Source organism: Nonomuraea polychroma (genome assembly GCF_004011505.1).
Classification (GTDB): Bacteria; Actinomycetota; Actinomycetes; order Streptosporangiales; family Streptosporangiaceae; genus Nonomuraea; species Nonomuraea polychroma.
In genome coordinates, this window is the sequence record NZ_SAUN01000001.1 from 7,652,745 (window position 1) to 7,676,360 (window position 23,616).

The 23,616-nt window shown below is 68.6% G+C and carries 24 protein-coding genes; 9 read left to right on the forward strand and 15 right to left on the reverse strand.

Annotated elements, in window-relative coordinates:
• Window positions 1–10 precede the first annotated feature (10 nt).
• The 3 genes from EDD27_RS34855 to EDD27_RS34865 are packed head-to-tail and all read right to left on the reverse strand — an operon-like array spanning window position 11 to window position 2,885.
• Complete coding sequence (locus EDD27_RS34855; protein WP_241564422.1) at window positions 11–745, reverse strand: SDR family NAD(P)-dependent oxidoreductase; 735 nt, start codon at window positions 743–745, stop codon at window positions 11–13.
• Window positions 742–2,043 (reverse strand): L-fuconate dehydratase, encoded by a 1,302-nt coding sequence (locus EDD27_RS34860; RefSeq protein ID WP_127936170.1) that lies wholly within the window; start codon window positions 2,041–2,043, stop codon window positions 742–744. Before EDD27_RS34860 ends, EDD27_RS34855 begins: the two co-directional genes overlap by 4 nt.
• Window positions 2,040–2,885 carry a fumarylacetoacetate hydrolase family protein gene (locus EDD27_RS34865; RefSeq protein WP_127936171.1) on the reverse strand — a complete coding sequence of 282 codons (846 nt, stop codon included), beginning with the start codon at window positions 2,883–2,885 and terminating at the stop codon, window positions 2,040–2,042. Before EDD27_RS34865 ends, EDD27_RS34860 begins: the two co-directional genes overlap by 4 nt.
• Window positions 2,886–3,229: 344 nt before the next feature.
• On the opposite strand from EDD27_RS34865, the gene EDD27_RS34870 reads away from it, so the two are divergent.
• Window positions 3,230–4,435, forward strand: coding sequence for a cytochrome P450 (locus tag EDD27_RS34870; protein WP_241564423.1), 1,206 nt, complete (start codon window positions 3,230–3,232; stop codon window positions 4,433–4,435).
• A 183-nt stretch (window positions 4,436–4,618) separates the two neighbouring features.
• On the opposite strand, the gene EDD27_RS34875 is transcribed toward EDD27_RS34870, so the two are convergent.
• The 3 genes from EDD27_RS34875 to EDD27_RS34885 form a co-directional block, all read right to left on the reverse strand.
• Window positions 4,619–5,458 (reverse strand): DUF559 domain-containing protein, encoded by an 840-nt coding sequence (locus tag EDD27_RS34875; protein WP_127936172.1) that lies wholly within the window; start codon window positions 5,456–5,458, stop codon window positions 4,619–4,621.
• Window positions 5,459–5,543: 85 nt separating this feature from the next.
• Window positions 5,544–5,954, reverse strand: coding sequence for a DUF2000 domain-containing protein (locus EDD27_RS34880; protein ID WP_127936173.1), 411 nt, complete (start codon window positions 5,952–5,954; stop codon window positions 5,544–5,546).
• Between the two features lie 60 nt (window positions 5,955–6,014).
• Window positions 6,015–6,236 (reverse strand): hypothetical protein, encoded by a 222-nt coding sequence (locus tag EDD27_RS34885; protein WP_206641793.1) that lies wholly within the window; start codon window positions 6,234–6,236, stop codon window positions 6,015–6,017.
• A 239-nt stretch (window positions 6,237–6,475) separates the two neighbouring features.
• Between EDD27_RS34885 and EDD27_RS34890 the strand changes: the two genes are divergently transcribed.
• The gene (locus EDD27_RS34890) at window positions 6,476–7,315 is read left to right on the forward strand and encodes an AraC family transcriptional regulator (RefSeq protein WP_241564424.1); all 840 of its coding nucleotides are present in this window, start codon (window positions 6,476–6,478) and stop codon (window positions 7,313–7,315) included.
• 144 nt (window positions 7,316–7,459) lie between these two features.
• Here EDD27_RS34890 and EDD27_RS34895 read toward each other — a convergent pair whose 3' ends face one another.
• Window positions 7,460–8,485, reverse strand: a complete 1,026-nt coding sequence (locus EDD27_RS34895) for a GDP-mannose 4,6-dehydratase (RefSeq protein ID WP_127936174.1) — start codon at window positions 8,483–8,485, stop codon at window positions 7,460–7,462.
• Window positions 8,486–8,717: 232 nt separating this feature from the next.
• On the opposite strand from EDD27_RS34895, the gene EDD27_RS34900 reads away from it, so the two are divergent.
• From EDD27_RS34900 to EDD27_RS34915, 4 genes are all read left to right on the forward strand, one after another.
• Window positions 8,718–9,965, forward strand: a complete 1,248-nt coding sequence (locus EDD27_RS34900; RefSeq protein ID WP_127941165.1) for a glycosyltransferase family 4 protein — start codon at window positions 8,718–8,720, stop codon at window positions 9,963–9,965.
• On the forward strand, window positions 9,965–10,675 hold the full coding sequence (locus EDD27_RS34905) for a class I SAM-dependent methyltransferase (RefSeq protein WP_206641794.1): 711 nt from the start codon (window positions 9,965–9,967) through the stop codon (window positions 10,673–10,675). The genes EDD27_RS34900 and EDD27_RS34905 overlap by 1 nt, the downstream gene beginning before the upstream one ends.
• Window positions 10,672–11,721: a glycoside hydrolase family 15 protein gene (locus EDD27_RS34910; protein ID WP_164903920.1), complete on the forward strand. Its 1,050-nt coding sequence runs from the start codon at window positions 10,672–10,674 to the stop codon at window positions 11,719–11,721. The genes EDD27_RS34905 and EDD27_RS34910 overlap by 4 nt, the downstream gene beginning before the upstream one ends.
• Window positions 11,722–11,875: 154 nt before the next feature.
• Window positions 11,876–12,832 carry a DUF1702 family protein gene (locus tag EDD27_RS34915; protein WP_241564878.1) on the forward strand — a complete coding sequence of 319 codons (957 nt, stop codon included), beginning with the start codon at window positions 11,876–11,878 and terminating at the stop codon, window positions 12,830–12,832.
• Between the two features lie 170 nt (window positions 12,833–13,002).
• On the opposite strand, the gene EDD27_RS34920 is transcribed toward EDD27_RS34915, so the two are convergent.
• Window positions 13,003–13,635 carry a class I SAM-dependent methyltransferase gene (locus EDD27_RS34920; RefSeq protein WP_127941167.1) on the reverse strand — a complete coding sequence of 211 codons (633 nt, stop codon included), beginning with the start codon at window positions 13,633–13,635 and terminating at the stop codon, window positions 13,003–13,005.
• An 85-nt stretch (window positions 13,636–13,720) separates the two neighbouring features.
• Between EDD27_RS34920 and EDD27_RS34925 the strand changes: the two genes are divergently transcribed.
• The 3 genes from EDD27_RS34925 to EDD27_RS34935 are packed head-to-tail and all read left to right on the forward strand — an operon-like array spanning window position 13,721 to window position 15,492.
• Entirely contained in the window at window positions 13,721–14,173 is a 453-nt protein-coding gene (locus EDD27_RS34925) for a pyridoxamine 5'-phosphate oxidase family protein (protein WP_127936176.1), read from the forward strand.
• Window positions 14,170–14,361 (forward strand): ferredoxin, encoded by a 192-nt coding sequence (locus EDD27_RS34930; RefSeq protein WP_127936177.1) that lies wholly within the window; start codon window positions 14,170–14,172, stop codon window positions 14,359–14,361. Before EDD27_RS34925 ends, EDD27_RS34930 begins: the two co-directional genes overlap by 4 nt.
• Window positions 14,362–14,403: 42 nt before the next feature.
• On the forward strand, window positions 14,404–15,492 hold the full coding sequence (locus tag EDD27_RS34935; protein ID WP_127936178.1) for a Zn-dependent alcohol dehydrogenase: 1,089 nt from the start codon (window positions 14,404–14,406) through the stop codon (window positions 15,490–15,492).
• A 66-nt stretch (window positions 15,493–15,558) separates the two neighbouring features.
• Here EDD27_RS34935 and EDD27_RS34940 read toward each other — a convergent pair whose 3' ends face one another.
• The 7 genes from EDD27_RS34940 to EDD27_RS34970 all read right to left on the reverse strand — a co-directional run bounded on the left by EDD27_RS34940 (window position 15,559) and on the right by EDD27_RS34970 (window position 23,591).
• Complete coding sequence (locus tag EDD27_RS34940) at window positions 15,559–16,563, reverse strand: sugar phosphate isomerase/epimerase family protein (protein ID WP_127936179.1); 1,005 nt, start codon at window positions 16,561–16,563, stop codon at window positions 15,559–15,561.
• 3 nt (window positions 16,564–16,566) lie between these two features.
• Window positions 16,567–17,721, reverse strand: coding sequence for a Gfo/Idh/MocA family protein (locus tag EDD27_RS34945; protein ID WP_127936180.1), 1,155 nt, complete (start codon window positions 17,719–17,721; stop codon window positions 16,567–16,569).
• An 11-nt stretch (window positions 17,722–17,732) separates the two neighbouring features.
• The gene (locus EDD27_RS34950) at window positions 17,733–18,779 is read right to left on the reverse strand and encodes an ABC transporter substrate-binding protein (protein ID WP_127936181.1); all 1,047 of its coding nucleotides are present in this window, start codon (window positions 18,777–18,779) and stop codon (window positions 17,733–17,735) included.
• Window positions 18,776–19,783: an ABC transporter permease gene (locus EDD27_RS34955; RefSeq protein WP_127936182.1), complete on the reverse strand. Its 1,008-nt coding sequence runs from the start codon at window positions 19,781–19,783 to the stop codon at window positions 18,776–18,778. Before EDD27_RS34955 ends, EDD27_RS34950 begins: the two co-directional genes overlap by 4 nt.
• On the reverse strand, window positions 19,783–21,267 hold the full coding sequence (locus tag EDD27_RS34960; RefSeq protein ID WP_127936183.1) for a sugar ABC transporter ATP-binding protein: 1,485 nt from the start codon (window positions 21,265–21,267) through the stop codon (window positions 19,783–19,785). Before EDD27_RS34960 ends, EDD27_RS34955 begins: the two co-directional genes overlap by 1 nt.
• Before the next feature lie 17 nt (window positions 21,268–21,284).
• On the reverse strand, window positions 21,285–22,442 hold the full coding sequence (locus tag EDD27_RS34965) for an ROK family transcriptional regulator (RefSeq protein ID WP_127936184.1): 1,158 nt from the start codon (window positions 22,440–22,442) through the stop codon (window positions 21,285–21,287).
• Between the two features lie 276 nt (window positions 22,443–22,718).
• Complete coding sequence (locus EDD27_RS34970) at window positions 22,719–23,591, reverse strand: SDR family oxidoreductase (protein WP_127936185.1); 873 nt, start codon at window positions 23,589–23,591, stop codon at window positions 22,719–22,721.
• Window positions 23,592–23,616 lie beyond the last annotated feature (25 nt).

A 23,616-nucleotide genomic window follows, 5' to 3' on the forward strand; every position in this document is an offset into this window, starting at 1 on the left:
GGTACCTTCCTTAATTGATGGGCCGGAGCCGGAGCCCCTGCATGCCGCCGTCGACCGCGAGAGCGGTCCCGGTGGTCGAACCGGCCTCGGGGCTGGCGAGGTAGGCGATGGCCGCGGCGACCTCTTCCGCACTGACCAGGCGGCCCATCGGCTGCCTGGCGTTGAGCGCCACCCGCTCCGCCTCCGGATCGGGGGCCGAATCGAGCAGCCTGCTGACCCACGGGGTGTCCGCGGTCCCTGGATTGACGCAGTTGACCCGGATGCCCTCGTGGATGTGGTCCGCGGCCATCGCCAGCGTCAGCGACAGCACCGCGCCCTTCGTCGCGCTGTAGAGTGCCCGCTTGGGCAGGCCCGCCGTCGCGGCGATCGAGCAGGTGTTGACGATGACGGCGTGCCGGGACTTCCTGAGGTACGGCAGCGTCGCCCGCGCCACCCGGACCATGCCGAGCACGTTGACGTCGAACACCCGCTGCCACTCGCTGTCCGGGTTGTCCTCGATCGTGCCCTGCGCGCCGATGCCCGCGTTGTTGACGAGCACGTCGACGCCGCCGAGCCGTTCGGCGGCCTCGGCCACCGCGGCGCGTACCCCGGCGTCGTCCGTGACGTCCACCTTGATCCCGATGAACGGCTCGCCCGGCGGAGTGAGGTCCAGGCAGGCCACCTTCATGCCGCGCTCGGCGAACAGGGTGGCCGCGGCCAGTCCGATGCCGGAACCGCCGCCGGTCACGATCGCTTTCAGGGTCACGCGTCCCTCCAGACCTCGCCGCCGGGGAAGGTGTGCGCGGCGATCGATTCGGGGTGCATCTCCGCGCTGAAGCCCGGGGCGGCCGGGGCGACGTACCGGCCGTCACGGATCACGACCGGGTCCACGAAATGCTCGTGCAGGTGGTCGACGTATTCGATCACGCGGCCGTCCATGGTCCCGGTGATCGCCACGTAGTCGAACATCGACAGGTGCTGCACCAGCTCGCACAGCCCGACACCGCCGGCGTGCGGGCACACCGGGATCCCGAACTTGGCCGCGAGCAGCAGGATCGCCAGGTTCTCGTTGACCCCGCCGACACGGGCGGAGTCGATCTGCAGGTAGGCGATCGCACCCGCCTGCAGCAGTTGCTTGAAGACAATGCGGTTCTGCACGTGCTCGCCGGTGGCCACCGGGATGGGCTCGATGCCCCTGGCGATGGCGGCGTGGCCGAGCACGTCGTCGGGACTGGTCGGCTCCTCGACCCAGTGGGGGTTGAACTCGCGCAACGCGTTGACCCACTCGATGGCCGAGCCGACGTCCCAGCGCTGGTTGGCGTCGATCGCGATCGGGAAATCGGGGCCGCACACCTCCCTGGCCACCCGGAAACGGCGCCTGTCGTCGTCGAGATCCGCGCCGACCTTGAGCTTGATCTGCCCGAACCCCTGCTCGATGGCCTCCTTGCAGAGCCGCCGCAACTTCTCGTCGTCGTATCCCAGCCACCCCGGCGAGGTCGTGTAAGCGGGGTAACCGACCTCGATGAGCTGATTTATCCGCTCTTCCTTACCGTCTTCCGCATTTCTCAGGATTTGTAGGGCTTCGTCTGGAGTCAGTGCGTCACTCAGGTAGCGGAAGTCGATGAGATCGACGATCTCCTCGGGCGACATCTCGGACAGCAGCCGCCACAACGGCTTGCCCGCCCGCTTGGCCTTGAGGTCCCACAGGGCGTTGACCACGGCGGAGATCGCCATGTGCATGACGCCCTTCTCCGGCCCCAGCCAGCGCAGCTGCGAGTCGTTGACCATGTCCTTGTACAGGGCGCCGAGGTCCTCGACGTCCTGGCCCAGCACGTACGGCTTGAGCGCGCTGATGGCGGTCGTCTGGATGTCGTTGCCGCGCCCGATGGTGAACGCGAACCCGTGCCCCTCGAACCCGTCGTCGGTCTTCAGCACGACATAGGCCGCGGAGTAGTCGGGGTCCGGATTCATCGCGTCGGAGCCGTCCAGCTCACGGGAGGTCGGGAACCGCACGTCGTGCGTCTCCATCCCGACGATCTTGTACGTGGCCACCGCTCCGGTCATGCCTGCCCCACCGTCTGCCGCTGACGTCCCAGCCCCTCGATCTCCAGCTCCATCACGTCACCGGCCTTCAGGTACGGCTGCCCAGGCATCCCCAAGGCCACACCGGCCGGCGTGCCCGTGTTGATGACGTCACCCGGCTCCAGCACCATGAACTGGCTGAGATACCGCACGATCTCCGCCACATCGAAGATCATGTTCTTGGTGTCGCCGTCCTGGCGGCGCTCACCGTTGACCCAGAGTCGCATCGGCAGGTTCTGCGGGTCGCCGACCTCGTCAGCGGTCACGAGCCAAGGGCCGAGCGGGTTGAACGTCTCGCACGACTTTCCCTTGTCCCACTGCCCTCCACGCTCGAGCTGGAACTCCCGCTCGGACACGTCGTTGGAGACCGCGTACCCGGCGATCACGCCGAGCGCCTCCTCCCTGCTCTCCAGATAACGCGCCTGCCGGCCGATGACCACGGCCAGCTCGACCTCCCAGTCGGTCTTCACGCTCCCCCGCGGGACGAGCACCTCGTCGTACGGGCCGACCATGGTGTTGGGAGCCTTCATGAACACGACCGGCTCGGCGGGCGCCTCCAAGCCTGACTCGGCGGCGTGGTCGCTGTAGTTCAAGCCGATGCAGACGATCTTGCCCGGTCGCGCGATCGGCGCGCCGACGCGTAGCCCTTCGGTGTCGATGGCCGGCAGGTCACCACGCTCGAGCGCCTCGCGGACGCGTGCCACTCCCCCGGAGGCGAGAAAGGCGCCATCGATCTCAGGCTCGCCGATGTCGCGCAGGTTTCCGGCCTCATCCAGCACCGCCGGCCGCTCCTGCCCGACAGGTCCTACTCGCAGCAGCTTCACACCGCATCCTTCACCATATACATCGGATGTCTCGTCTCCCGATGCTCGTGCGCGCGAACGGCATGTGTCAAGGGTGATGAGTCGGAAACATCCGATCCGTGACCTGGAGATTCTTCATAAAGAGTCAACCCCGATCTGTGAACACGGTTTACCGTCCGGAGGACCCCGTCCACGCCGCCGAAATACCAGCGCGAAGAGACATCGGAGGTCGAGCGATGACCACCCCGTGAGGACGTGCGGGGCGGCGACGGGATGAAGCCGGAACGCCGAGGCCACCATTGACTCTCCTTGACGGCCGTACAGGGCCGTAATAGAACACGTTTCAGTACGATGTAACCAAGCGCTTGATCAAGAGGGTGACCCAGGTGCACATCGACCTCGTCGACAGGGACCGCTACGCGACCTCTGGACCACCGCACGACCAGTTCGCCTGGCTGCGCGCGAACTCTCCCGTCCACTGGCATGAGGGCGAGCCGGGCTTCTGGGCCGTCACCCGCTACGAGGACGTCGTGCACGTCTCACGCCACTCCGACCTGTTCTCGTCGTCTCGCAGGCTCGCGCTCATCGAGGAACTGACGGAGGAGCAGATCGCCCTCCAGCGGCTGATGATGCTCAACCAGGACCCGCCTGAGCACACCAGACGCCGTTCGCTGGTCAACCGGGGCTTCACCCCGCGCACGATCGGAGCCCTCGAACAACACATCCGCGACATCTGCGACGACCTCCTCGACAAGTGCACGGGCGAGATCGACTTCGTCACCGAGATCGCCGCACCGCTGCCCCTTTACGTGATCTGCGAGTTGCTCGGCGCGCCCGTGTCCGACCGCGACAAGGTCTTCGCCTGGTCCAACCGCATGATCGGCGCGCAGGACTCCGACTACGCCGCCAACCCGGAGGAGGGCTCGGCCGCCGCCATGGAGGTCTACGCCTGGGCCAACCAACTGGCGGCACAGCGCAGAGCCAACCCCAAGAACGACATCGTCACCAAGCTCCTGCAGCCGGACGAGAACGGCGAAACTCTCGACGAGCACGAATTCGACCTCTTCGTCCTCCTCCTCGTGGTCGCCGGCAACGAGACCACCCGCAACGCCGCCTCGGGCGGCATGCTCACCCTCTTCGACCACCCGGACCAGTGGGACCGCCTCGTCGCCGACCCCACGCTGGCCAAGACGGCCGCCGACGAGATCGTCCGCTGGATCTCCCCGGTCAACCTGTTCCGCCGCACCTCCACGAAGGATCAGGAACTGGGCGGGCAGCACATCAAGGCCGACGACAAGGTCGTGGTCTTCTACGCCGCCGCCAACCGCGACACCGCCGTCTTCCCCGACGCCGACGTCTTCGACATCGCCCGCGACCCCAACCCGCACATCGGCTTCGGAGGCGGAGGCGCCCATTTCTGCCTGGGCAACCACCTCGCCAAGCTGGAGCTCCGCATCCTGTTCGAACAACTGGCCCGCCGCCGCCCCCGCCTGCGCCAATCAGGCCCGGCCCGCCGGCTGCGCTCGAACTTCATCAACGGCATCAAGGAACTCCCCGTCACCATCGGCTGACCGCCCGTCGCCGCGGGCGCGTCGGCGTGGGCGGCCGTCGTCTCGCGTTCAGGTTCGGCCGCGCGTCATGCGCCCGCGACATGCGCCCGCGACATCGCCATGCAGTGAGCGCGACCCCGGAGGGGAGCGGCCATCCTGCTTCCTGCCCAGGCGTGACCGAGTGCTCTTGCGAGCCCTTGGTCGTCACCTCCAGCGGCGTCCGCGGCGAGCCGCGCGGATGCGGCGGAGGATGCGGGTGGTGCCCTCAGGGCCGGGCTGCCAGCCGCGCTCCATCAAGGCGTTGGCCACATGGTGGAGGAGGCCGGCGATCTGGCCGGGGATGACGTCCCTCCGGACGGCGATCACCCGCCAGCCGCGTCGTCGTAGCTCCTCCCGCCGGTCGGCGTCGCGCTGTTGATCCGCGGCCGAGGTGTGGTGCTCCTGGCCGTCGTATTCGACCGCGACCTTGAAGTCCTCCCAGCCCATGTCGAGATAGGCGTGCCTGTCGTTGTCCAGCTCGACTCTGATCTGAGTGGACGGTTTGGGAAGGCCACCCTCCACGAGGATCACCCTGAGCCAGCTCTCCCTCGGCGAGGCGGATCCGGGGTCGGCCAGGCTGAGGGTGTCGCGCACACGCCAGGTGTTGAGCGGCCGGCGCCACAGCGCGTCGAGGTCGACTCCCTGGCGGGCGAACTGGTCGAGAATCGCCACACCCTCGACGCGCGGCAACCAGCGGGCACAGTCGAGCGCCGTGCGTTCCATGGTGGTGACGCGCACGCCGCCATGTGTCGTGACGTCCTCGTCGGGCAAGGGCGCGACGTAGGTGACACAGCCGGGGACCGCCAGATGGCCGGGGGCGGTCAGCTCGATCGGCCAGTCGCCCTGCGGCGGCGACAGGACGCTGACGCCCCAGATGCACGCGGCGCTCTGGCGGCAGACGACGGCCTGCGGGACGGTGCGGGTGATCCGCCTGGCGCGATCGATCACGGTTGATCGAATGGTGTCCATGGCGTGAGTGGCGGGCTGGGGGTCTCGGTGGTTCACGGCGACGAGAGTGCCATCGAACAGAAGTTCGACAGAGAAGCGAACGCGGTTCTGTGGACGACCGTGCGTCGTCCACCTTCACGCCTCAGGGATGCAGGGTGAGGCCCTTCAGGACCTTGTCCACGCCGTTGCGCGGCCCATGGACCGCCACCCCCACTAGCCCCAGCTCATCGGCCTCCATAGCGCGCACGGCCGCCCGGTTGTCCGCATCGTGCCCCGTCTTGAACATCTCCTCGATGTAAACGGCCACATCGATCCCCCGCCCCACCGCCTTCTCCCGGACGACCCGCAACTCCTCCAGGGACGCTACGTAAACCAGCACAGGCTGCCGGAACATTGGCAGGTACGAGTTGCCCGACCCGTCCTCGTATGGCTCCCCGATGGTCTCCGGCACCCCGCCCGCCACCGCACTGGCCAGGAAGGCGGTGACGTTGAGCTGCTGCCATGCGGCCAGGTCCCCGCGGACCACAATGCCGATCTTGGTGTCGAAACGCATGGCAGCAAGTCTCCACACGCCGCCCCCGCCCGTCTTGAACGCTCGTGCGGCGGGAGCGGACTACTCGGGGATGACCGGCTGCCAGTCCGGCACCTCGTGATAGCGCCGCAGCTCGGACACCCCCGCCAGGATGCCGCCCCACGCCGCGTACGGTTGCCGCTGGGCGTCGAACCCGCTCTGCACCAACGTCAGCCGCGTCTTCCCGCCGGACCCCTCCAGCTCCCACCTGCCGACCCCGGAAGACCAGACCAGTGGCTCGACCGGCGGCGCGAACCTGGCCACAGTCCGCACCTACCTTCAGTCCCAGGACCGACCCCGACAATGAAGACCAGCAGACGTGGTGAGGCTCGACCGCAAAGAGCGCGAATTAGTGCACGCTCAGGCCCTGAGGGCCTTCCCCCGAGGGCCTTCATCTCCCGCCTAAAGGCGGGAGCACTGGTCCGCATACTGGTAGATCCGCTGCGGCGTCTGTCCGGCCCGCTCGGCGAGTGTTTGTCAACGACGCCAGGGACAATGGGCACATGGGTATGGCACACGACTGGTCCAGATACTGGCGGTCGCCCGATCGGCCGATCGAGGCCATGCACGCCCACTTCGAGCGGCACGTCTACCACCGCCACAGCCACGAGGCCTACTCCTTCGGCGTGACGGAGACCGGGGCGCAGTCGTTCACGTGCCGGGGTTCGGCGCACACGAGCGCGGCGGGCATGGTCATGACCTTCAACCCCGACGACCCCCACGACGGCCACGCCGCGAACACCCTCGGCTTCACCTACCGGATCATCCACATAGCCCCGGACCTAGTCGCCGACGCCCTCCAGGACGCGACAGGGCGCCGTACGGGCCTCCCCCTCTTCGTGGCCCCCGTAGCGTCCGACCCGGCCCTGGCGACCACCCTGCGCGCCCTCCACGTGGCACTCCTGGACCCGAGCGCCACGGCCCTGCGTCGTGACGAACTCCTCACGGCCGCGATCGCCCGCATCGTCCACCGAGCGTCAACGAAGCCACTCCCCGCCCCGACCAGACCGACCAGGTCAACAACGGTCGCCCAGCACGCCAGACAACTCCTTCACGACCGCATGACGGACGACCTCTCCATCGACGACCTGGCAAGATCCACCGGCACCAGCCGCTACGTGGTCTACCGCGCCTTCCAGGCGGAGTACGGCCTCCCACCGAGCGACTACCACCGCCAGCTCCGCCTCAGAAGGGCCCGGACGTTGATAGCCGCGGGAACGCCGATCATTGAAGCGGCCTCCGCAACGGGCTTCGCCGACCAGAGCCACCTGACCCGCTGGTTCACCCGCTACTTCGGCCTCACCCCAGGCGCCTACCGCCAGGCGGCCGTGGCCAAGCCATGACCACGGAACCCGGTGCCCGTGCGCGCCGTAACGGCGGCGCGCCACTGACCGGTCAGAGGCCGTTCCCCTGGACAGACCCAAGCCAGCGACGGCGGTCGGCCGACCACGGCACCGCGTAAAGAAATGAGGGGTTCGGGGTCGGCGTCAGGGCCAGGAGCTGTCCTGATCGGGGTCGCCGCCGTTCGAGAGGAGCCTCAGATCCGACTCGACCATCAGCGCGACGAGTTCGTCGAAGGCCACTTTTGGCTCCCAGCCGAGTTGGACGCGCGCCTTCTTCGGATCCGCGCACAGCAGATCCACCTCCGCCGGCCGGTGCAACGTCTGGTCGGTCACCACGTACCGTTCCCAGTCCAGCCCCGCCGCGCTGAAGGCCGCCTCCACCAGCTCCCTGACGGACTTCATCCGCCCGGTGCCGATCACGTAGTCCTCCGGGGCGCCGGCCCGCAGCATCAGATGCATGGCCTTCACATAGTCCCCCGCGAACCCCCAGTCCCGCCGCGCCTCCAGGTTGCCCAGCCGCAGCTCCGTGGCCAGCCCGAGCTTGATCCTGGCCACCCCGAGCGACACCTTCCTGGTCACGAACTCCGCGCCCCGGCGCGGCGACTCGTGGTTGAACAGGATCCCGGACACGGCGAACATGCCGTACGACTCGCGATAGTTCTGGGTGAGAAAGTGCCCGTAGGCCTTGGCCACGCCGTACGGCGAGCGCGGGTGGAAGGCGGTGCGCTCGTTCTGCGGGGTCTCGCTGACCTGGCCGAACATCTCAGACGACGAAGCCTGATAAAAGCGGATCTGCCCCGAGCCGGTTGAAGCTCCCCGCGACACGCCCGAGCACACCCGGATCGCCTCCAGCATGCGCAGCACGCCCATCCCGGTCACCTCGGCCGTGAGCTCGGCCTGCTCCCACGACATGGGCACGAACGAGATCGCGCCCAGGTTGTACACCTCGTCCGGCTGAACCCGTTCCACAGCCGAGATCAGCGATCCCTGGTCCAGCAGATCACCGCGCACCACCTGCACGTCGGACAGCAGCTTGCGCATCCGGGACACCCGTGGGTTCGCCTGCCCCCGGGCCAGTCCCCAGACCTCATACCCCTGCTCGAGCAGGTGCTCCGCCAAGTAGGAACCGTCCTGGCCGGTGATGCCGGTGATCAGAGCGCGCCTGGCCAAGGGGTCCTCCAATGATCGCGACGGGTATCCCTTTGGGACGGGAATGTACAGCTAAGCAGCTGGAAAGGGCATCAAGCTCCTAGAACGTGTTCCACCGAACGGCGCTCGGTTACAGCAACGTCGCAGTTCGCACGGCGTATGGCACGCATTGTGAACAATTCCAGATGACCTACCGAATGGTAGCCTTCTCGGGCTAAGGTCATCATTCATGATCTAATCAGCGGTGAAAGGGGTGTCCGTGCCGGAGCGAAGGCTGCGGATCGCGCTGCTGTCCTACCGCAGCAAGCCCACCTGTGGTGGCCAGGGTGTCTATCTCCGCCACCTGAGCCGCGAGCTGGTCGCGCTGGGGCACCACGTCGAGGTGTTCTCCGGCCAGCCCTACCCCGAGCTCGACGAGGGCGTCATCCTGCGCGAGGTGCCCAGCCTCGACCTCTACCGCGACGAGGATCCGTTCAGGACGCCGAAGCTGCACGAATACCGCGACTGGATCGACTGGCTCGAGGTCGGCACGATGTGGACGGCCGGGTTCCCCGAGCCGCTGACCTTCACCCTGCGCGCCTACCGCGAGCTGAAGAAGCGGGTGGGCGACTTCGACGTCGTGCAGGACAACCAGACACTCGGGTACGGCCTGCTCGGCATCCAGAAGCTCTTCCCCGTGGTCGGCACCATCCACCACCCCATCAGCGTGGACCGCCGCATCGAGCTCGAGGCCGCCACCGGCGCGAAGCGGCTGACCATGCGCCGCTGGTACGGGTTCGTGAAGATGCAGTCGCGCGTCGCACCCCGCCTCAGCCCGATCCTGACCGTCAGCGAGTCCTCGCTGGCCGACATCCACCGCGACTTCAACGTCCCGCAGGCCAACATGCGGCTGATCCCGCTCGGCGTGGACACCCGCTATTTCCACCCGCGCCCGGACAAGCCGCGGCGCAAGGGCTCGATCGTGGCCGTCGCCAGCGCCGACTCCCCCATGAAGGGCGTCGCGACGCTGCTGCGCGCCGTGGCCAAGCTGGCCACCGAACGCGACGTGCACCTCACCGTCGTCAGCAAGCCCACCCCCGGCGGCCCCACCGAGCAGCTCGTGCAGGAGTTGTCGCTGCAGGACCGGGTGCGTTTCGTGCACGGGATCTCCGACGAGGAGCTGGGCGAGCTGATCGCCACCTCGGAGATCTCGGTCGTGCCGTCGCTGTACGAGGGGTTCTCGCTGCCCGCTGTCGAGCACATGGCCTGCGGCACGCCGCTCGTGGCCAGCCGCACGGGCGCGCTCCCCGAGGTCGTGGGCGACGCCGCCGTCCAGGTGCCGCCGGGCGACCCCGAGGAGCTGGCCGCTGTGCTGCGCCGCCTGCACGACTCCCCCGAGGAACGCGAGCGGGTGGGCAAGGCGGGATACGACCGCGTCATGGAGCGCTACACCTGGCACGTCGTGGCCAAGAAGACCGTTGAGGCATACCTCGAGGCCATCCAGGCTCACAAGGAGAAATAGTGCTGACTGTGGACTTCGCCCGGCTTCCCGTCGGCCCCGGCACGCGCGTGCTGGACCTGGGTTGCGGCGGCGGCCGGCACGCCTTCGAAGTGCTGCGCCGCGGGGCGGACGTGATCGCGTTCGACATGGACCAGTCGGAGCTGGACAACGTGGCGGCCATGTTCGCGGCGATGGACAAGGCGGGCGAGGTGCCGCCCGGCGCCACCGGGCAGACCGTTCAGGGCACGGCGCTCGACATGCCGTTCGAGGACGGCGGCTTCGACAGGGTCATCGCGGCCGAGGTGCTGGAGCACATCCCGGACGACATGACGGCCATGCGGGAGATCTTCCGCGTGCTCAAGCCCGGCGGCACGGCCGCGATCACCGTGCCGAGCTTCCTGCCGGAGCGGATCTGCTGGGCGCTGGACGAGGACTACCACACCGCCCCCGGCGGGCACGTGCGGATCTACACGCTGGCGGAGCTGTCGGCCAAGCTGAAGTCCACCGGCTTCGAGATCGGCCCGCACCACCACGCCCACGGACTGCACGCCCCCTACTGGTGGATCAAGTGCGCGGTCGGGGTCAACAACGACGACCATCCGCTCGCGAAGGCGTACCACGAACTGCTGGTCTGGGACATCATGAAACGCCCCGCCGCGACCAGGATCGCCGAGGCCGTGCTCAATCCCATCATCGGCAAGAGCGTGGTCCTGTACGTCCGGAAGCCATGATCTCCCACGCCGAGGTCGTGCGAACGGCCGAGAGCATCGCGGCGATGCAGCAGGAGGACGGCGGCGTCCCGTGGCCGGAGGGTCACGTCGACGCGTGGAACCACATCGAGTGCCTGATGGCCATGTCCGTCGCGGGTCTCGAGGAGCCGGTGCGGCGCGGGTACGCGTACCTGGCCCGGCACCAGCGCGCCGACGGCTCCTGGCCGATGAAGCTGGTCGACGGCGTCCCGACGGAGCTGGGCGGGGAGAGCAACCACGCCGCCTACATCGCCGTCGGCCTCTGGCACCACCATCTCGTCACCGGCGACCAGGGCTTCACCGAGGCGCACTGGCCCATGGTCAAGGCGGCGCTCGACTACGTGGCCGGGCTCCAGACCGAGCGGGGCGAGATCGTCTGGGAACGGGACGCGCAGGGCAGAGATGCCACGTACGCGCTGCTCACCGGATGCTCCTCGATCCACCAGGGGCTGCGTTGCGGCGTCCGGCTGGCCGACCACCTGGGTGACCCGCAGCCGCACTGGGAACTGGCCGCCGACCGGCTGGCACACGTCCTGGCGGCCCATCCCGAGGCGTTCGCCGACAAGAGCCGCTTCTCGATGGACTGGTACTACCCGGTGCTCGGCGGCGCGGTACGCGGCCGGCAGGCGTTGGAGCTGCTGGAGCGGGAGTGGGCGACGTTCGTGGTGCCGGGGCTCGGGATCAGGTGCGTGTCGGACCAGCCGTGGGTGACCGGCGCCGAGACGTGCGAGCTGGTGCTGGCGCTGGACGCGCTGGGAGATCGGGAACGGGCGGCCCGGCTGTTCGCCGACATGCAACATCTGCGGCACGAGGACGGTTCGTACTGGACGGGGTGGCAGTTCGCCAACCGCAAGCACTTCCCGTACGAGCGCTCCGGCTACACGGCGGCGGCCGTGGTCCTGGCGGCGGACGCGTTGCTTGAGGCGTCGCCCGGGGCCGGGCTGTTCCGCGACATCGCGGGGACGGCGGTGTTCGACCCGGACGTGTGCGGATGCTCGGCCCCGGTGCTGCCCCCGCAGGTCCACTGATCAGCGCCGCAAGGGCTTTTGCCGGTTCTTTGCCGGGGAAATCCGGTGCGTCGCCGATGACGGGCGCAATGGGGTCACTAGCTTCGTAGTGGCCGTACGATGCGTCTTCGGGGGAAGCGTGGGCAACACGGGCACAACATCGTTCTTGGACCAGGTGGGAACCGAGCCGACACTGACCCCGGCGAAGGGGCTGCGGAGGTTTCTGATCAAGGATCCGCAGGAGTGCGATCTGCGCCGACGCAGGTTCAGGCTTAGACCCGGAGCTTCTCGGACGGCCTTCGCGAACGCCGAAAAGTCATACATTTTCGGCTTCAATGCGGTGATGTCGAAAGAAGTAGAGAAGGTCGAGGAGCTCCCGGCCGAGCAGCGTCCCTTCGGCTATGAAGGGGCGGCCGCCGCCTGCACCGTACTCGACCTGCTCACCCTGACCCGGGGCCGGCGCCTTCACGAGCTACTTGCCGGCCCCGCCCAACACCACCGGCACGCCGCCTACGTCGGCGCCGGCCGCGGCTACGCGCTGGTGCGCCTGCGTCCGATGCGGGGCGCGCGGCAGGCCCACCCGCTGCTGCGATGGCTGGCGGTGGACGGGTTCGGCTTCCAGTGGAGCCTGGCCAGGGCCGACCGCATGATCGGCGAGCGGACCATGCCAGACCTGCTCACCAGGGCCCACTGCGCCGTGTTCGACCAAGGGCTGGGGCGGCTGCTCTGGTACCACGACTGTGCCTCGCCCGACGACGTCGCGGCCAAGATCGGGGACTTTCCCGCGGCGCGGCGGGCCGACCTGTGGAGCGGGGTCGGGTTCGCGGCCACGTACACGGGCGGCGCCGAGGCCGACGAGCTGTGGTGGCTGACCGAGCACGCGGGGGCCGACGGGTTCCGTGCCCATCTGGCGCAGGGGTGCGCTTTCGCCGTGTCCGCCCGGCTGCGGTCGGGCATGCTGCCGGAGCACACGGCGCAGGCCGTGCCGATTCTGGCCGGGGCCGAGCCGGAGGAAGCGGCCGCCTGGACCGATCGCGCGCTCATCGCGCTCGGCCACCAGGCCCGCACGCACGAAGACTTCCGCACCTGGCAGGCACAAACCCGTCATTCTTGGACCCGCCGCCGGGTTTAAGCCCATCTGTTACGCGTTGCCGTGGCTTGCCACCCGCCGCACTTCGGCTGATGGCCCTCCAGGAAACGGCCTCTGACCCTTCACAAGTCGCCCGCCGTTACGCGAGCCCACGTTGCCCCGCTCCGGGGCCGTTCGTTGACCGGCTCCGGGGCGCGGGTGTGTGGGCTTCGTTAGATGGCGTCCGGTTTGACGCGTTCGAGGACGCGCAGGGAGCCCTCTGCCGCGACCTCCTTGAATGCGCCTGACTCCAGGGCGCGCTGGTAGACCCGGTATGGCGCCTGGCCGCCATCGGAGGGGTCGGGGTAGACGTCGTGGAAGATCAGCGCGCCGCCCGCCATGACGTGCGGCGCCCAGCCCTCGTAGTCGCGGGTGACCGGCTCCTCGGAGTGGCCGCCGTCGATGAACACCATGCCCAGCGGCGTGTTCCAGAGCCCGGCCACCTGTTCCGACCTGCCGACGACGGCGATCACCTCGTCCTCCAGGCCCGCCGCGGCGATCGTGGCGCGAAAGGTCGGCAGCGAGTCCATCTTGCCGAACCGGACGTCCACCAACGTCGGATCGTGGTGCGCCCACCCGGGCTGGATCTCCTCGGAGCCGCGGTGGTGGTCCACGGTGACGACCACGGACCCGGCCTGCCGCGCTGCCGCGCCGAGGTAGATCGCGGACTTGCCACAGTAGGTCCCGATCTCACAGATGGGTCCGAGCTTGCCGTACTGGCAGGCCGCCGCGAACAGGGCCAGCCCTTCGTCGTCCGGCATGAACCCTTTGGCATGTTTCGCTGCATAGAGCAGCTCTGACGGCATCGTCATAGGACTGCACCCTAGCCGAACCGAACAACATTCCAGGGAACTCTTGCAGCCCACTTCTGGAACCTGTTCTACTTGGCACGTGAACCAGCGCGCTCGCATCGCGATGTCGGACGACGAGGTCTCCGCCTTCCTGGAGAGCTCACGCAAGCTGCAACTGGCGACCATCAACCCGGATGGCACACCACACCTGGTCACGATGTTCTACGGCCTGGACGCCGGGCGGATCGCCTTCTGGACGTACACGAAGGCGCAGAAGGCCCGCAACCTGGCCCGCGATCCCCGGGTGAGCTGCCTCATCGAGGCCGGCGACGACTACAACGAGCTGCGCGGCGTCCTGGTGTACGGCAAGGCCGAGCCTATTGCCGACCGGGACGACGTCATGGCCATAGGCATGTTGGTCGCCCGGAGGATGACCCCCGGCGTGCCTGACGAGCTGCTGCGCCCTTACGTGGAGCAGACCGGGCGCAAGCGGGTTGCGTTCGTCGTCGAGCGCACCAAAGTGGTCTCATGGGACCACAGGAGGCTGTCATGAAAGTCAAGGTGGACTACCTGGTCTGTGAGGCCAACGCGGTGTGCATGGGGCTCGCGCCCGAGGTGTTCGAGGTGGACGACGACGACCAGCTGCACATCCTTCTTCCAGAACCACCCCCCGAGATGCAGGACCGCGTCCGCCACGCGGTCAGGTCCTGCCCCAAAGCCGCTCTGTCCATCGAGGACTAGCCCCTCGAGGACCCAGCCTTCGAGCCGGAGGAGGAACCCCCCATGCGCGCCGCGATCCTGCACGCCGTAGGCAACGACAAGCTCGAGATCCGCGACGACGTCACGCTGGCCCCGGTGGGCCCGACCGACGTCCGCGTGCGGATCAAGGCGACCGGCGTCTGCCACTCGGACCTGTCGGCCATGTCGGGCGTGCTGCCGCAGCCCGTTCCGCTCGTCCCCGGCCATGAGGGGTCGGGCGAGGTGGTCGAGGTGGGCGAGCACGTCACCTCCCTGCAGCCCGGCGACCACGTGGTGATCAACTGGCGGCCGGCCTGCCAGGAGTGCGACCTGTGCCTGGGCGGGCAGCCGTACCTGTGCATGAAGTACGTGATCGAGGGCTTCACCAAGGGCAACTTCCGCTTCGGGGGCGACGGGGCGACGGCGTTCGGGATGGCGGGCTGCGGCACGTGGGCCGAAGAGATCGTCGTCCCCTGGCAGGGCGCGATCAAGATCGACCCGGACGTGTCGTGGGAGGCGGCGGCCCTGATCGGCTGCGGCATCACGACCGGCGTGGGGGCGGCGCTCAACACCGCGAAGGTGCGCCCGGGATCCACGGTCGCGGTGATCGGCTGCGGCGGCGTGGGCCTGTCGGTGATCCAGGGCGCGCGTGTCTCCGGCGCCCGGATGATCCTCGCGGTTGACCCGTTGGAGTCAAAGCACGAGCTGGCCAAGAAGGTCGGGGCGACGCACGCGGTCACGCCCGAGCAGGTGCCGGAGGCGCTCAACGAGCTCACCGGCGGCTCCGGCTTCGACTACGGCTTCGAGGTGGTCGGCAAGTCGGCCACCATCCAGAGCGCGTGGCAGGTCACCCGCCAGGGCGGCGACGTCATCGTGGTCGGCGCGGGCGCGATGGACGACATGGTGTCGATCTCGGCGTTCAGCCTGCTGTTCGAGGGCAAGAACCTGCTCTCCAGCCTGTACGGCGAGGCGGACGTGCGGCACGACTTCCCGTACTTCGCCAAGCTCCACAAGGCCGGCCAGCTGGACCTCGAATCGATGATCAGCGCCCGCATCCGCCTCGCCGACCTGAACGACGCGGTCGAGGCGCTGCGTGCGGGCGAGGTCCTGCGCCAGATCGTCCTCATGGACTGAGACTGAGACGCAGCCACCAAGGAGCGGCGCCGGACGCCTGGCGTTCCGGCGCCGTCCTTCGGGTCCTTACTCCGTGGAGAAGGCGGCGTCGAAGGCCGTGGTGGGCGGGGTGATGGAGTTGAGCCTGCGGATGTAGCCCAGCGCCTCCTTCGCCCCGTCCAGCCGGTCCATGCCCGCGTCCTCCCACTCGATCGAGATCGGGCCTTCGTACCCGATCGAGTTCAGGGCGCGGAAGCAGTCCTCCCACGGCACGTCGCCGCGTCCGGTCGAGACGAAGTCCCAGCCGCGGCGCATGTCGGCCCACGGCAGGTGCGAGGACAGGCGGCCACGGCGGCCGTCGCCGACGCGCATGCGGGTGTCCTTGCAGTCCACGTGGTAGATGCGGTCCTTGAAGTCCAGGATGAAGCCCACCGGGTCCAGATCCTGCCAGACCATGTGCGAGGGGTCCCAGTTGAGGCCGAACGCCAGCCGGTGGTCGATGGCCTCCAAGGCGCGGACGGTCGTGTGGTAGTCGTAGGCGATCTCGCTGGGGTGGACCTCGTGCGCGAAACGTACGCCGACCTCGTCGAAGACGTCGAGGATGGGATTCCACCGGTCGGCGAAGTCCTGGTAGCCGGCGTCGATCGCCGATGCGGGCACGGGCGGGAACATGGCGACCGTGTGCCAGATCGACGAGCCGGTGAAGCCCACGACCGTGTTCACGCCCAGCAGTGACGCGGCCCTGGCGGTGTTCTTCATCTCCTCGGCGGCACGCTGCCGCACGCCCTCGGGCTCGCCGTCGCCCCAGATGCGGGCGGGCAGGATGGCCTTGTGGCGCTCGTCGATCGGGTGGTCGCAGACGGCCTGGCCGACCAGGTGGTTGGAGATCGTCCACACCTTCAAGCCGTGCTTGTCGAGCTGGGCGTGCTTCTGCTCCACGTACGACGGGTCCGCCATGGCCTGGGCCACGTCGAAGTGGTCACCGGAGCAGGCGATCTCGAGCCCGTCGTAGCCCCATTCGGCCGCCAGCCGGCACACCTCCTCGAACGGCAGGTCCGCCCACTGTCCGGTGAACAGTGTGACTGGTCGCATGAGTCATTCCTCCACGTTCGTGTAGCGGCTGCCGTCAGCCGCGCTGCGCTCGACCGCCTCCAGCACCCGCTGCACCCGCAGGCCGTCCGCGAACGACGGCGACGGGTCGGCTCCGGTGGCGATCGCCTCCAGGAAGTCCTTGATCTCGTGGGTGAAGGTGTGCTCGTAGCCCAGCCCGTGCCCGGGCGGCCACCAGGCGCCCACGTACGGATGATCGGGCTCGGTGACCAGGATCCGCTCGAAGCCGCCGCCGGAGCTGAACCACAGCTCGTTCATCGCCTCGAAGTCGAACGCCAGGCTGCCGAGCTGGCCGTTGATCTCGATGCGCATGGCGTTCTTGCGGCCGGTGGCGAACCGTGTGGCCTCGAACGAGGCCAGCGCCCCGCCCGACATCCGGCCGAAGAACAACGCGGCGTCGTCGACGGTGACCTCACCCATGGCGTCCGTACGGGAGGCGCCCAGCCCGGCCGACTCGCCCGCCAGCGGACGTTCCTTGATGAAGGTCTCGGTCAGCCCGGACACGCCGACGACGTGCTGCCCGGTGATGAACTCGGCCGCGTCCACGATGTGCGAGCCGATGTCGCCGAGCGCCCCGGCACCGGCCTTGTCCTTCTGCAGCCGCCACACCAGCGGGAACTCCGGATCGACGATCCAGTCCTGCAGGTATTGCGCCCGCACGTGCCTGATCTCGCCGAGCCTGCCCTCCTCCACGAACCGGCGGGCGAGCGCGACCGCGGGCACCCTCCGGTAGTTGAAGGCCACCATGCTCTTGACCGAGGCGGGCGCGGCCGCTGCGGCACGCACCATGGCCTCGGCCTCGGCGACGGTGTTGGCCAGCGGCTTCTCGCAGATCACGTGCTTGCCGGCCGCCAGCGCGGCGATGGCGATCTCGGCGTGCGAGTCGCCGGGCGTGCAGATGTCGACGATCTGCACGTCGTCGCGCTCGATCAGCGCCCTCCAGTCCGTCTCGGCCGCGTCCCAGCCGAGTTGCGCGGCGGACGCCTCCGTGCGCTCCTTCGACCTGCCGGCGATCACCGCCATACGCGGCGACAGCGGCAGATCGAAGAAGGCCCCCACGCTCCGCCAGGCTTGGGAGTGGACGCGGCCCATGAACGCGTAGCCGACCATGCCCACGCCGATGGTGGTCTTGTCTGACATGCAACCCCCGATCAGGATTCGAAGCCGAGTTCCAGGTATTTCTCGACGTTATCCTTGGTAATGGTCTCTGATGCGAGCGTGATGGACTGGGGCACCTGTTTTTCCACCAGATCACTCATGCCCTTCCCCTGCGCGACCAAGCGGGCCAGTTTGATCGCCGAGGAGGCCATGGTGGGGCTGTAGGTGACGGTGGCCTTCAGCACCGACGTGCCCGACTGGATCTCCTTCATCGCGTTGAGCGAGCCCGCCCCGCCGACCATGATGAACTCGTCGCGGCTGGCCTCCCTGATCGCGGCGAGCACGCCGACGCCCTGGTCGTCGTCGTGGTTCCACAGCGCGTCGATCTTCTTGTGCGCCTGGAGCAACGACGTGGCCACCTGGTTGCCCGTCTCCACCGTGAACTTGGCGTCCTGCTTGGCCGTGACGCTGAACCCGTACGTCTTGAGCGCGTCGGCGAAGCCCTTGCTGCGGTCCTGCGTCAGCGGCAGGGTGGCGATGCCCTGGATCTCGACGATCACGGGGTTGGACACACCCTTGTCCTTGAGCTGCTTGCCGATGAAATGCCCGGCCGCGACGCCCATGCCGTAGTTGTCGCCGCCGACCCAGGTCCGATAGGCCAATTTGTCGGGGAAGATTCGGTCGAGGTTGATGACCGGGATGCCCGCCTGCGTGGCCTGGAGGGCGACCTGGTTCAGCTGCTGGCCGTCGTTCGGCAGGATCACCAGCGCGTTGACCTTGGCCGCTATTAAGGACTCGACGGCCGAGATCTGCTGGTTGATGTCGTTCGTGGGTTCGACGGGCTTGAAATCGATGTCGGAGTACTGCTTCGCGGTGGCCTCGGCGTTCTTGGCGATAGCCGCGATCCACCCGTGGTCGGCAGCCGGCGCGGAGAAGCCGATCGTGACCTTCTGGCCGGGCTGGTCGTTGCCGCTCGCCGCGGGGGCCGGGGCGGGGGCGGCGGTGGTGGGCGAGGCCTCAGGCTCGTTGCTGGTGCAGCCGGCCGCCAGGAGCACGGCCCCGCCGACGAGGAATCCCCTGCGCGCGACGTTCTCACTCATGGTGCTCTCTCCTTCAAGTTCCGCCGCTGGAGAAGAACGGCGACGACGATGATCAGGCCCTTGGCGATCAGCTGGTCGCTGGTGTTGAGGCCGTTGAGGATGAACAGGTTCGTGATGAGGGTGAAGATCAGCAGGCCCAGGATCGAGCCGATGATCGTGCCCCGGCCTCCCGTGAGCAGGGTGCCGCCGATGATCACGGCGGCGATGGCGTCGAGCTCGTACAGGTCGCCGTGTGTGGACGAGCCTGTCGTGGTCCTGGCCATGATGAGGATGGCGGCGATGCCGCAGCACAGCCCGGACAGGGCGTAGAGCAGCATCGTGTGCCTGCGGACGTCGATGCCGGCCAGCCGGGCCGCCTCGGGGTTGCCTCCGACCGCGTACGTCCGCCGCCCGAACGTCGTGCGGTTGAGCATGATCCACCCCAGCACCACGACCAGGGCGAAAATGTAGACCAGCAGCGGGACGCCGAGCAGCCGCGTGGTCGACAGGTCCACGATGGCGCTGTTGTCGGTCTGGATGAGCTGCGTCTTGCGGTCGGACATCCGCTGCGCCAGCCCGCGCGCCGCCACCAGCATGGCGAGCGTGGCGATGAACGGCACCAGCCGGCCGTACGCGATCAGCAACCCGTTGACCAGTCCCGCCCCTGTGCCGACGAGGATCGCGCACAACGCCATGACCCAGGGCCCGTACGACTGCGTGGCCAGCGTCGTCGCCCAGACCGAGGCGAGCGCCATGATCGCGCCCACCGACAGGTCGATGCCGCCACCGATGATCACGAACGTGGCCCCGACCGTGATCACGCCGATCGTGGCGGCCAGCGACAGGATGCTGACGAGGTTGGAGGCGGTGGCGAAGTTGTCGGGCCTGGTGACCAGGCCGACCACCACCAGGATCGCCAGCGCCGCCAGCAGGCCGAGATGTCGCATCTCACCGAGGCCGAGCCGGCGCGCCGCCGAGGGCAGGGCCGATCCGGCGAGAGGCCGTTTCGTCGTGGGCTCGCTCATCAGGCCGCCCTCCCATTCATGATCATGTCGAGTACGGCGTGCTCGTCGAGCTCCGCCGCGTCACCCTCGTGGATGACCGCCCCCTCGCGCAGCACCAGGACACGGTCGGCCAGCCCCAGCACCTCCGGCACCTCGCTGGAGACCAGCAGCACGCCGATGCCCCGCTCGGCCAGGTCGTGGATGACCGCGTACAGCTCGGCCCTGGCGCCCACGTCCACGCCTCTGGTGGGCTCGTCGAGCAGGAGCAGCTTGCGGCCGCCGAGCAGCCAGCGGGCGAGCACGGCCTTCTGCTGGTTGCCGCCCGACAGGGTCCTGATCGCGCGTTCGGGGTCGGGCGGGCGGATGTCCAGCATCTCCGACAGCCGCTTGGCCTCGCTGCGCTCGCGTTTGCGGTCGATCCAGCCGAACCTCGCGAACTCCGGCAGGGTGCCCAGCGTGATGTTGGCGGTGACGCTCTGGTCGAGGATCAACGCCTGAGCTTTGCGTTCCTCGGGCGCCAGGCCCATGCCGTGCCGTACGGTGCCGACGACGCCGCGGCGCACCGGCCGCCCGTCGAGCAGGACGCGGCCGGCGGCGTGGCGGGCGCCGTACACCGCCTCCAGGATCTCCGAGCGGCCCGAGCCGACCAGCCCGGCCAGCCCGACGATCTCACCCGCCCGCACGGAGAACGACACATCGCGGAAGACGCCCGGCGCGCTCAGGCCCTCGACGCGGAGCACCTCCTCGCCCAGCGTGCGCCCCCCGCGGGGCGGGAAGACGTACTCGACGTTCCTGCCCGTCATGAGGGAGACGATCTGGGTGGTGGGGGTGTCGCGGGCGGACAGGCCCACGGCGACCGTACGGCCGTCCTTCAGCACGGTGACCCGGTCGCCGATCTCGCGGATCTCCTCCAGACGGTGGGAGATGTAGACCACGGCCACGCCTTGGGCGGTGAGCTCGCGGATGATGCGGAAGAGGTTGGCGACCTCGTCGTGGGCGAGGGCGGCGGACGGCTCGTCCATGATGATCAGGCGGGCGTCGTGGGAGAGCGCCCTGGCCATCGAGACGACTTGCTTGGCCGCCGGCGACAACCGCCCGACCTCGGCCGACGGCCGGATCTCCGCGTGCCCGAGCCGTTCCAGCACCTCGCGGGCGGCCTTCCTGGCCGCCGCCCGGTTGACGAAGCCGAAGGTGGCGTGCTCGTGGCCGAGGAAGATGTTCTCCGCCACGCTGAGCCCGTCGACCAGGTCCAGCTCCTGGTAGATGGTGGCGAAGCCGAGCTTGATGGCGTCGATCGGGCTGCTCGGCCGCACCTGCTCACCGTTGAAGACGATGGTGCCCTCGTCCGGCTGGTGCACGCCGGCCAGAACTTTGATCAGAGTGGATTTGCCGGCGCCGTTCTGGCCGAGCAGGCAGTGGACTTCGCCTGCTCGCACGTCCAGATCGACGCCGTCCAGCGCGCGCACGCCGGGGAACTGCTTGACGATGCCCTTCATGACCAGCATCGGGAGGTCCCTATCCTTCAGGCGTTGACGATGCGGTTGATGTTGTCCGGTGACAGATAGTGCTCGATGGCGAGCAGCCCCGCCCCGAGCGTGGCCGCGTTGATGCCCGTACGGCTCGGCGTGATCGACAGGTGATGCGTGGCCAGCGGGAGCGACCTGCGGTAGACGGTCTCTCTGATGCCGGCCAGGAGGTGCTCGTGCACCCGCGACAGGGCGCCCCCGATGACGATGACCTCGGGGTTGAAGAAGTTGACGAGACTGGCCAGCACCTCGCCGATGAGCCGGCCCGCCTCCCTGACCAGGCGCAGCGCCTGCGTGTTGCCCGACTGCACGAGCGCCACCACGTCGGCGCCGGACTCGGCCGGGAGGCCCAGCTCGGTCAGCCGCCGCGCGATCGCGGCCCCGCCGGCCACCGCTTCCAGGCAGGCGCTGTTGCCGCACCGGCAGCCGGCGTTCTCATGCCCGCTGACCCTGATGTGCCCGATGTCCCCCGCAGAGCCCTGGGCGCCCCGGTGCAGCTTGCCGTCGGCCACGATGCCGCAGCCGATGCCGGTGCCGACCTTGACGAACAGCAGGTGGTTGATGCGGGGGAAGGCGTTGCGGTGCTCGCCCAGCGCCATCACGTTGACGTCGTTGTCGACCAGCACACTGACGCCGCCGAAGTAGTCCGGGACGGGGTAGTCGTTCCAGCCCGGCATGATCGGCGGATTGTTCGGCCGCCCGGTGGCGAACTCCACAGGTCCGGGCACCCCGATCCCGACTGCGCGCAACATCGTCCGCGACCGCCTGGCCTGGGCCAGCAACTGGTCGAGCCGCTGGTCCACGTGGGCGAGCACCTTCTCGGGGCCCTCGCTGATCAGCAAGGAGTCCTCGCACTCGGCGAGCACGTTGCCCGAAATGTCCATCAACGCCACCCGGCAGTGGGTGGCGCCCAGGTCGACGCCCGCGAACGCGTGGTCCTCGGTGTGCAGGCGCAACTGGCGCGGCGGCCGGCCGCCGGTGGACTCGCCGCTCTCGGTCTCCTCGACCAGGCCGCGCTCGATCAGCGCATCGACGCGCTGGGAGATCGTGGACCTGGCCAGGCCGGTGAGCCTCGCGAGATCGGAACGGGTCGTCGCCGAACCGGCGCTTATCAGCGTCAGCACGTCGCCGGCGGAACCCGGCTGGGGGGTCATGCCGCCGACAATAAGATCACCGATGGGGCAAATCAAGAGTGAGAATCGACCAAACTCCTCCAACTTCCGCCGAAGATCGAACAAAGGCCGGTCTACTCGGACATTTCGGGATCTGTCCCCACATACGCACGCGCCGGCCCCCACCTACAACGGGGACCGGCACGTTCGAATCGGCGCGTTCGAGATCGCCGCGCTCGAGGCGGCACGTTCACGCCGGCGCCTTCAGCCCGCGTCGTGCGGCGGCGGCCGGCCTGCGGGGCGCGGCGGGGCGGGGCGCTAGATCATCGCCTTCATCGAGTCGCCGGCCGTCAGCACGTACGGCTGCTCAGCCATGATCGACTCCCAGTTGCCCGCGATCGACTCGGGCGTGACGTCGTCGTCCTTCCAGCCCGGCCCCTCGGCCACGAACACCCGCGCCACCCGGCCCCCGCCGACGGTGAACACCTCGCCGCTGACCTCGCACGACTCGTGCACCAGGTACGCCACCAGCGCGCTCACCCGCTCCGGCGTGAACTTGGCCTCGAACTCGGCCGGCAGCAGCGACTCGGTCATTCTCGTCCAGGCCACCGGTGCGATGGCGTTGGCCTTGATGCCGTTACGGGCGCCCTCGATCCCCAATGTCTTGGTCAGCCCGACCAGCCCCATCTTGGCGGTGGAGTAGTTGGCCTGGCCGAAGTTGCCGAAGAGCCCGGCCGGGCTGGAGGTGTTGACCACGCGCCCGTAACCGGCCGCCTTCATGATCGGGTAGGCGGCCTGGCTGACCAGATAAGACCCGCGTACGTGCACCGCCATGACGGCGTCGAACTCCTCCACCGTCATCTTCCCGAACGATTTGTCCCGCAGGATGCCCGCGTTGTTGACGACGATGTCGACCGTGCCGAACGCGTCCACCGCGGCCTGCACGATGGCCCTGGCGCCCTCGGGCGTGGCGACGTTGTCGGCGTTGGCGATGGCATGCCCGCCGTTCTTCGTAATGAGCTCGGCCACCTCGGCGGCGGGCCCGGTGGATGCCCCCGTGCCGTCGAGCGCGCCCCCGAGGTCGTTGACCACGACCTTGGCGCCCCGCTCGGCCAGCAGGAGCGCGTGCGACCTGCCGAGACCGTGCCCGGCCCCTGTGACGATCGCGACCCTGTCATCGAACCGAAGCATCGAACCTCCAGCGCAGGAGAACAAC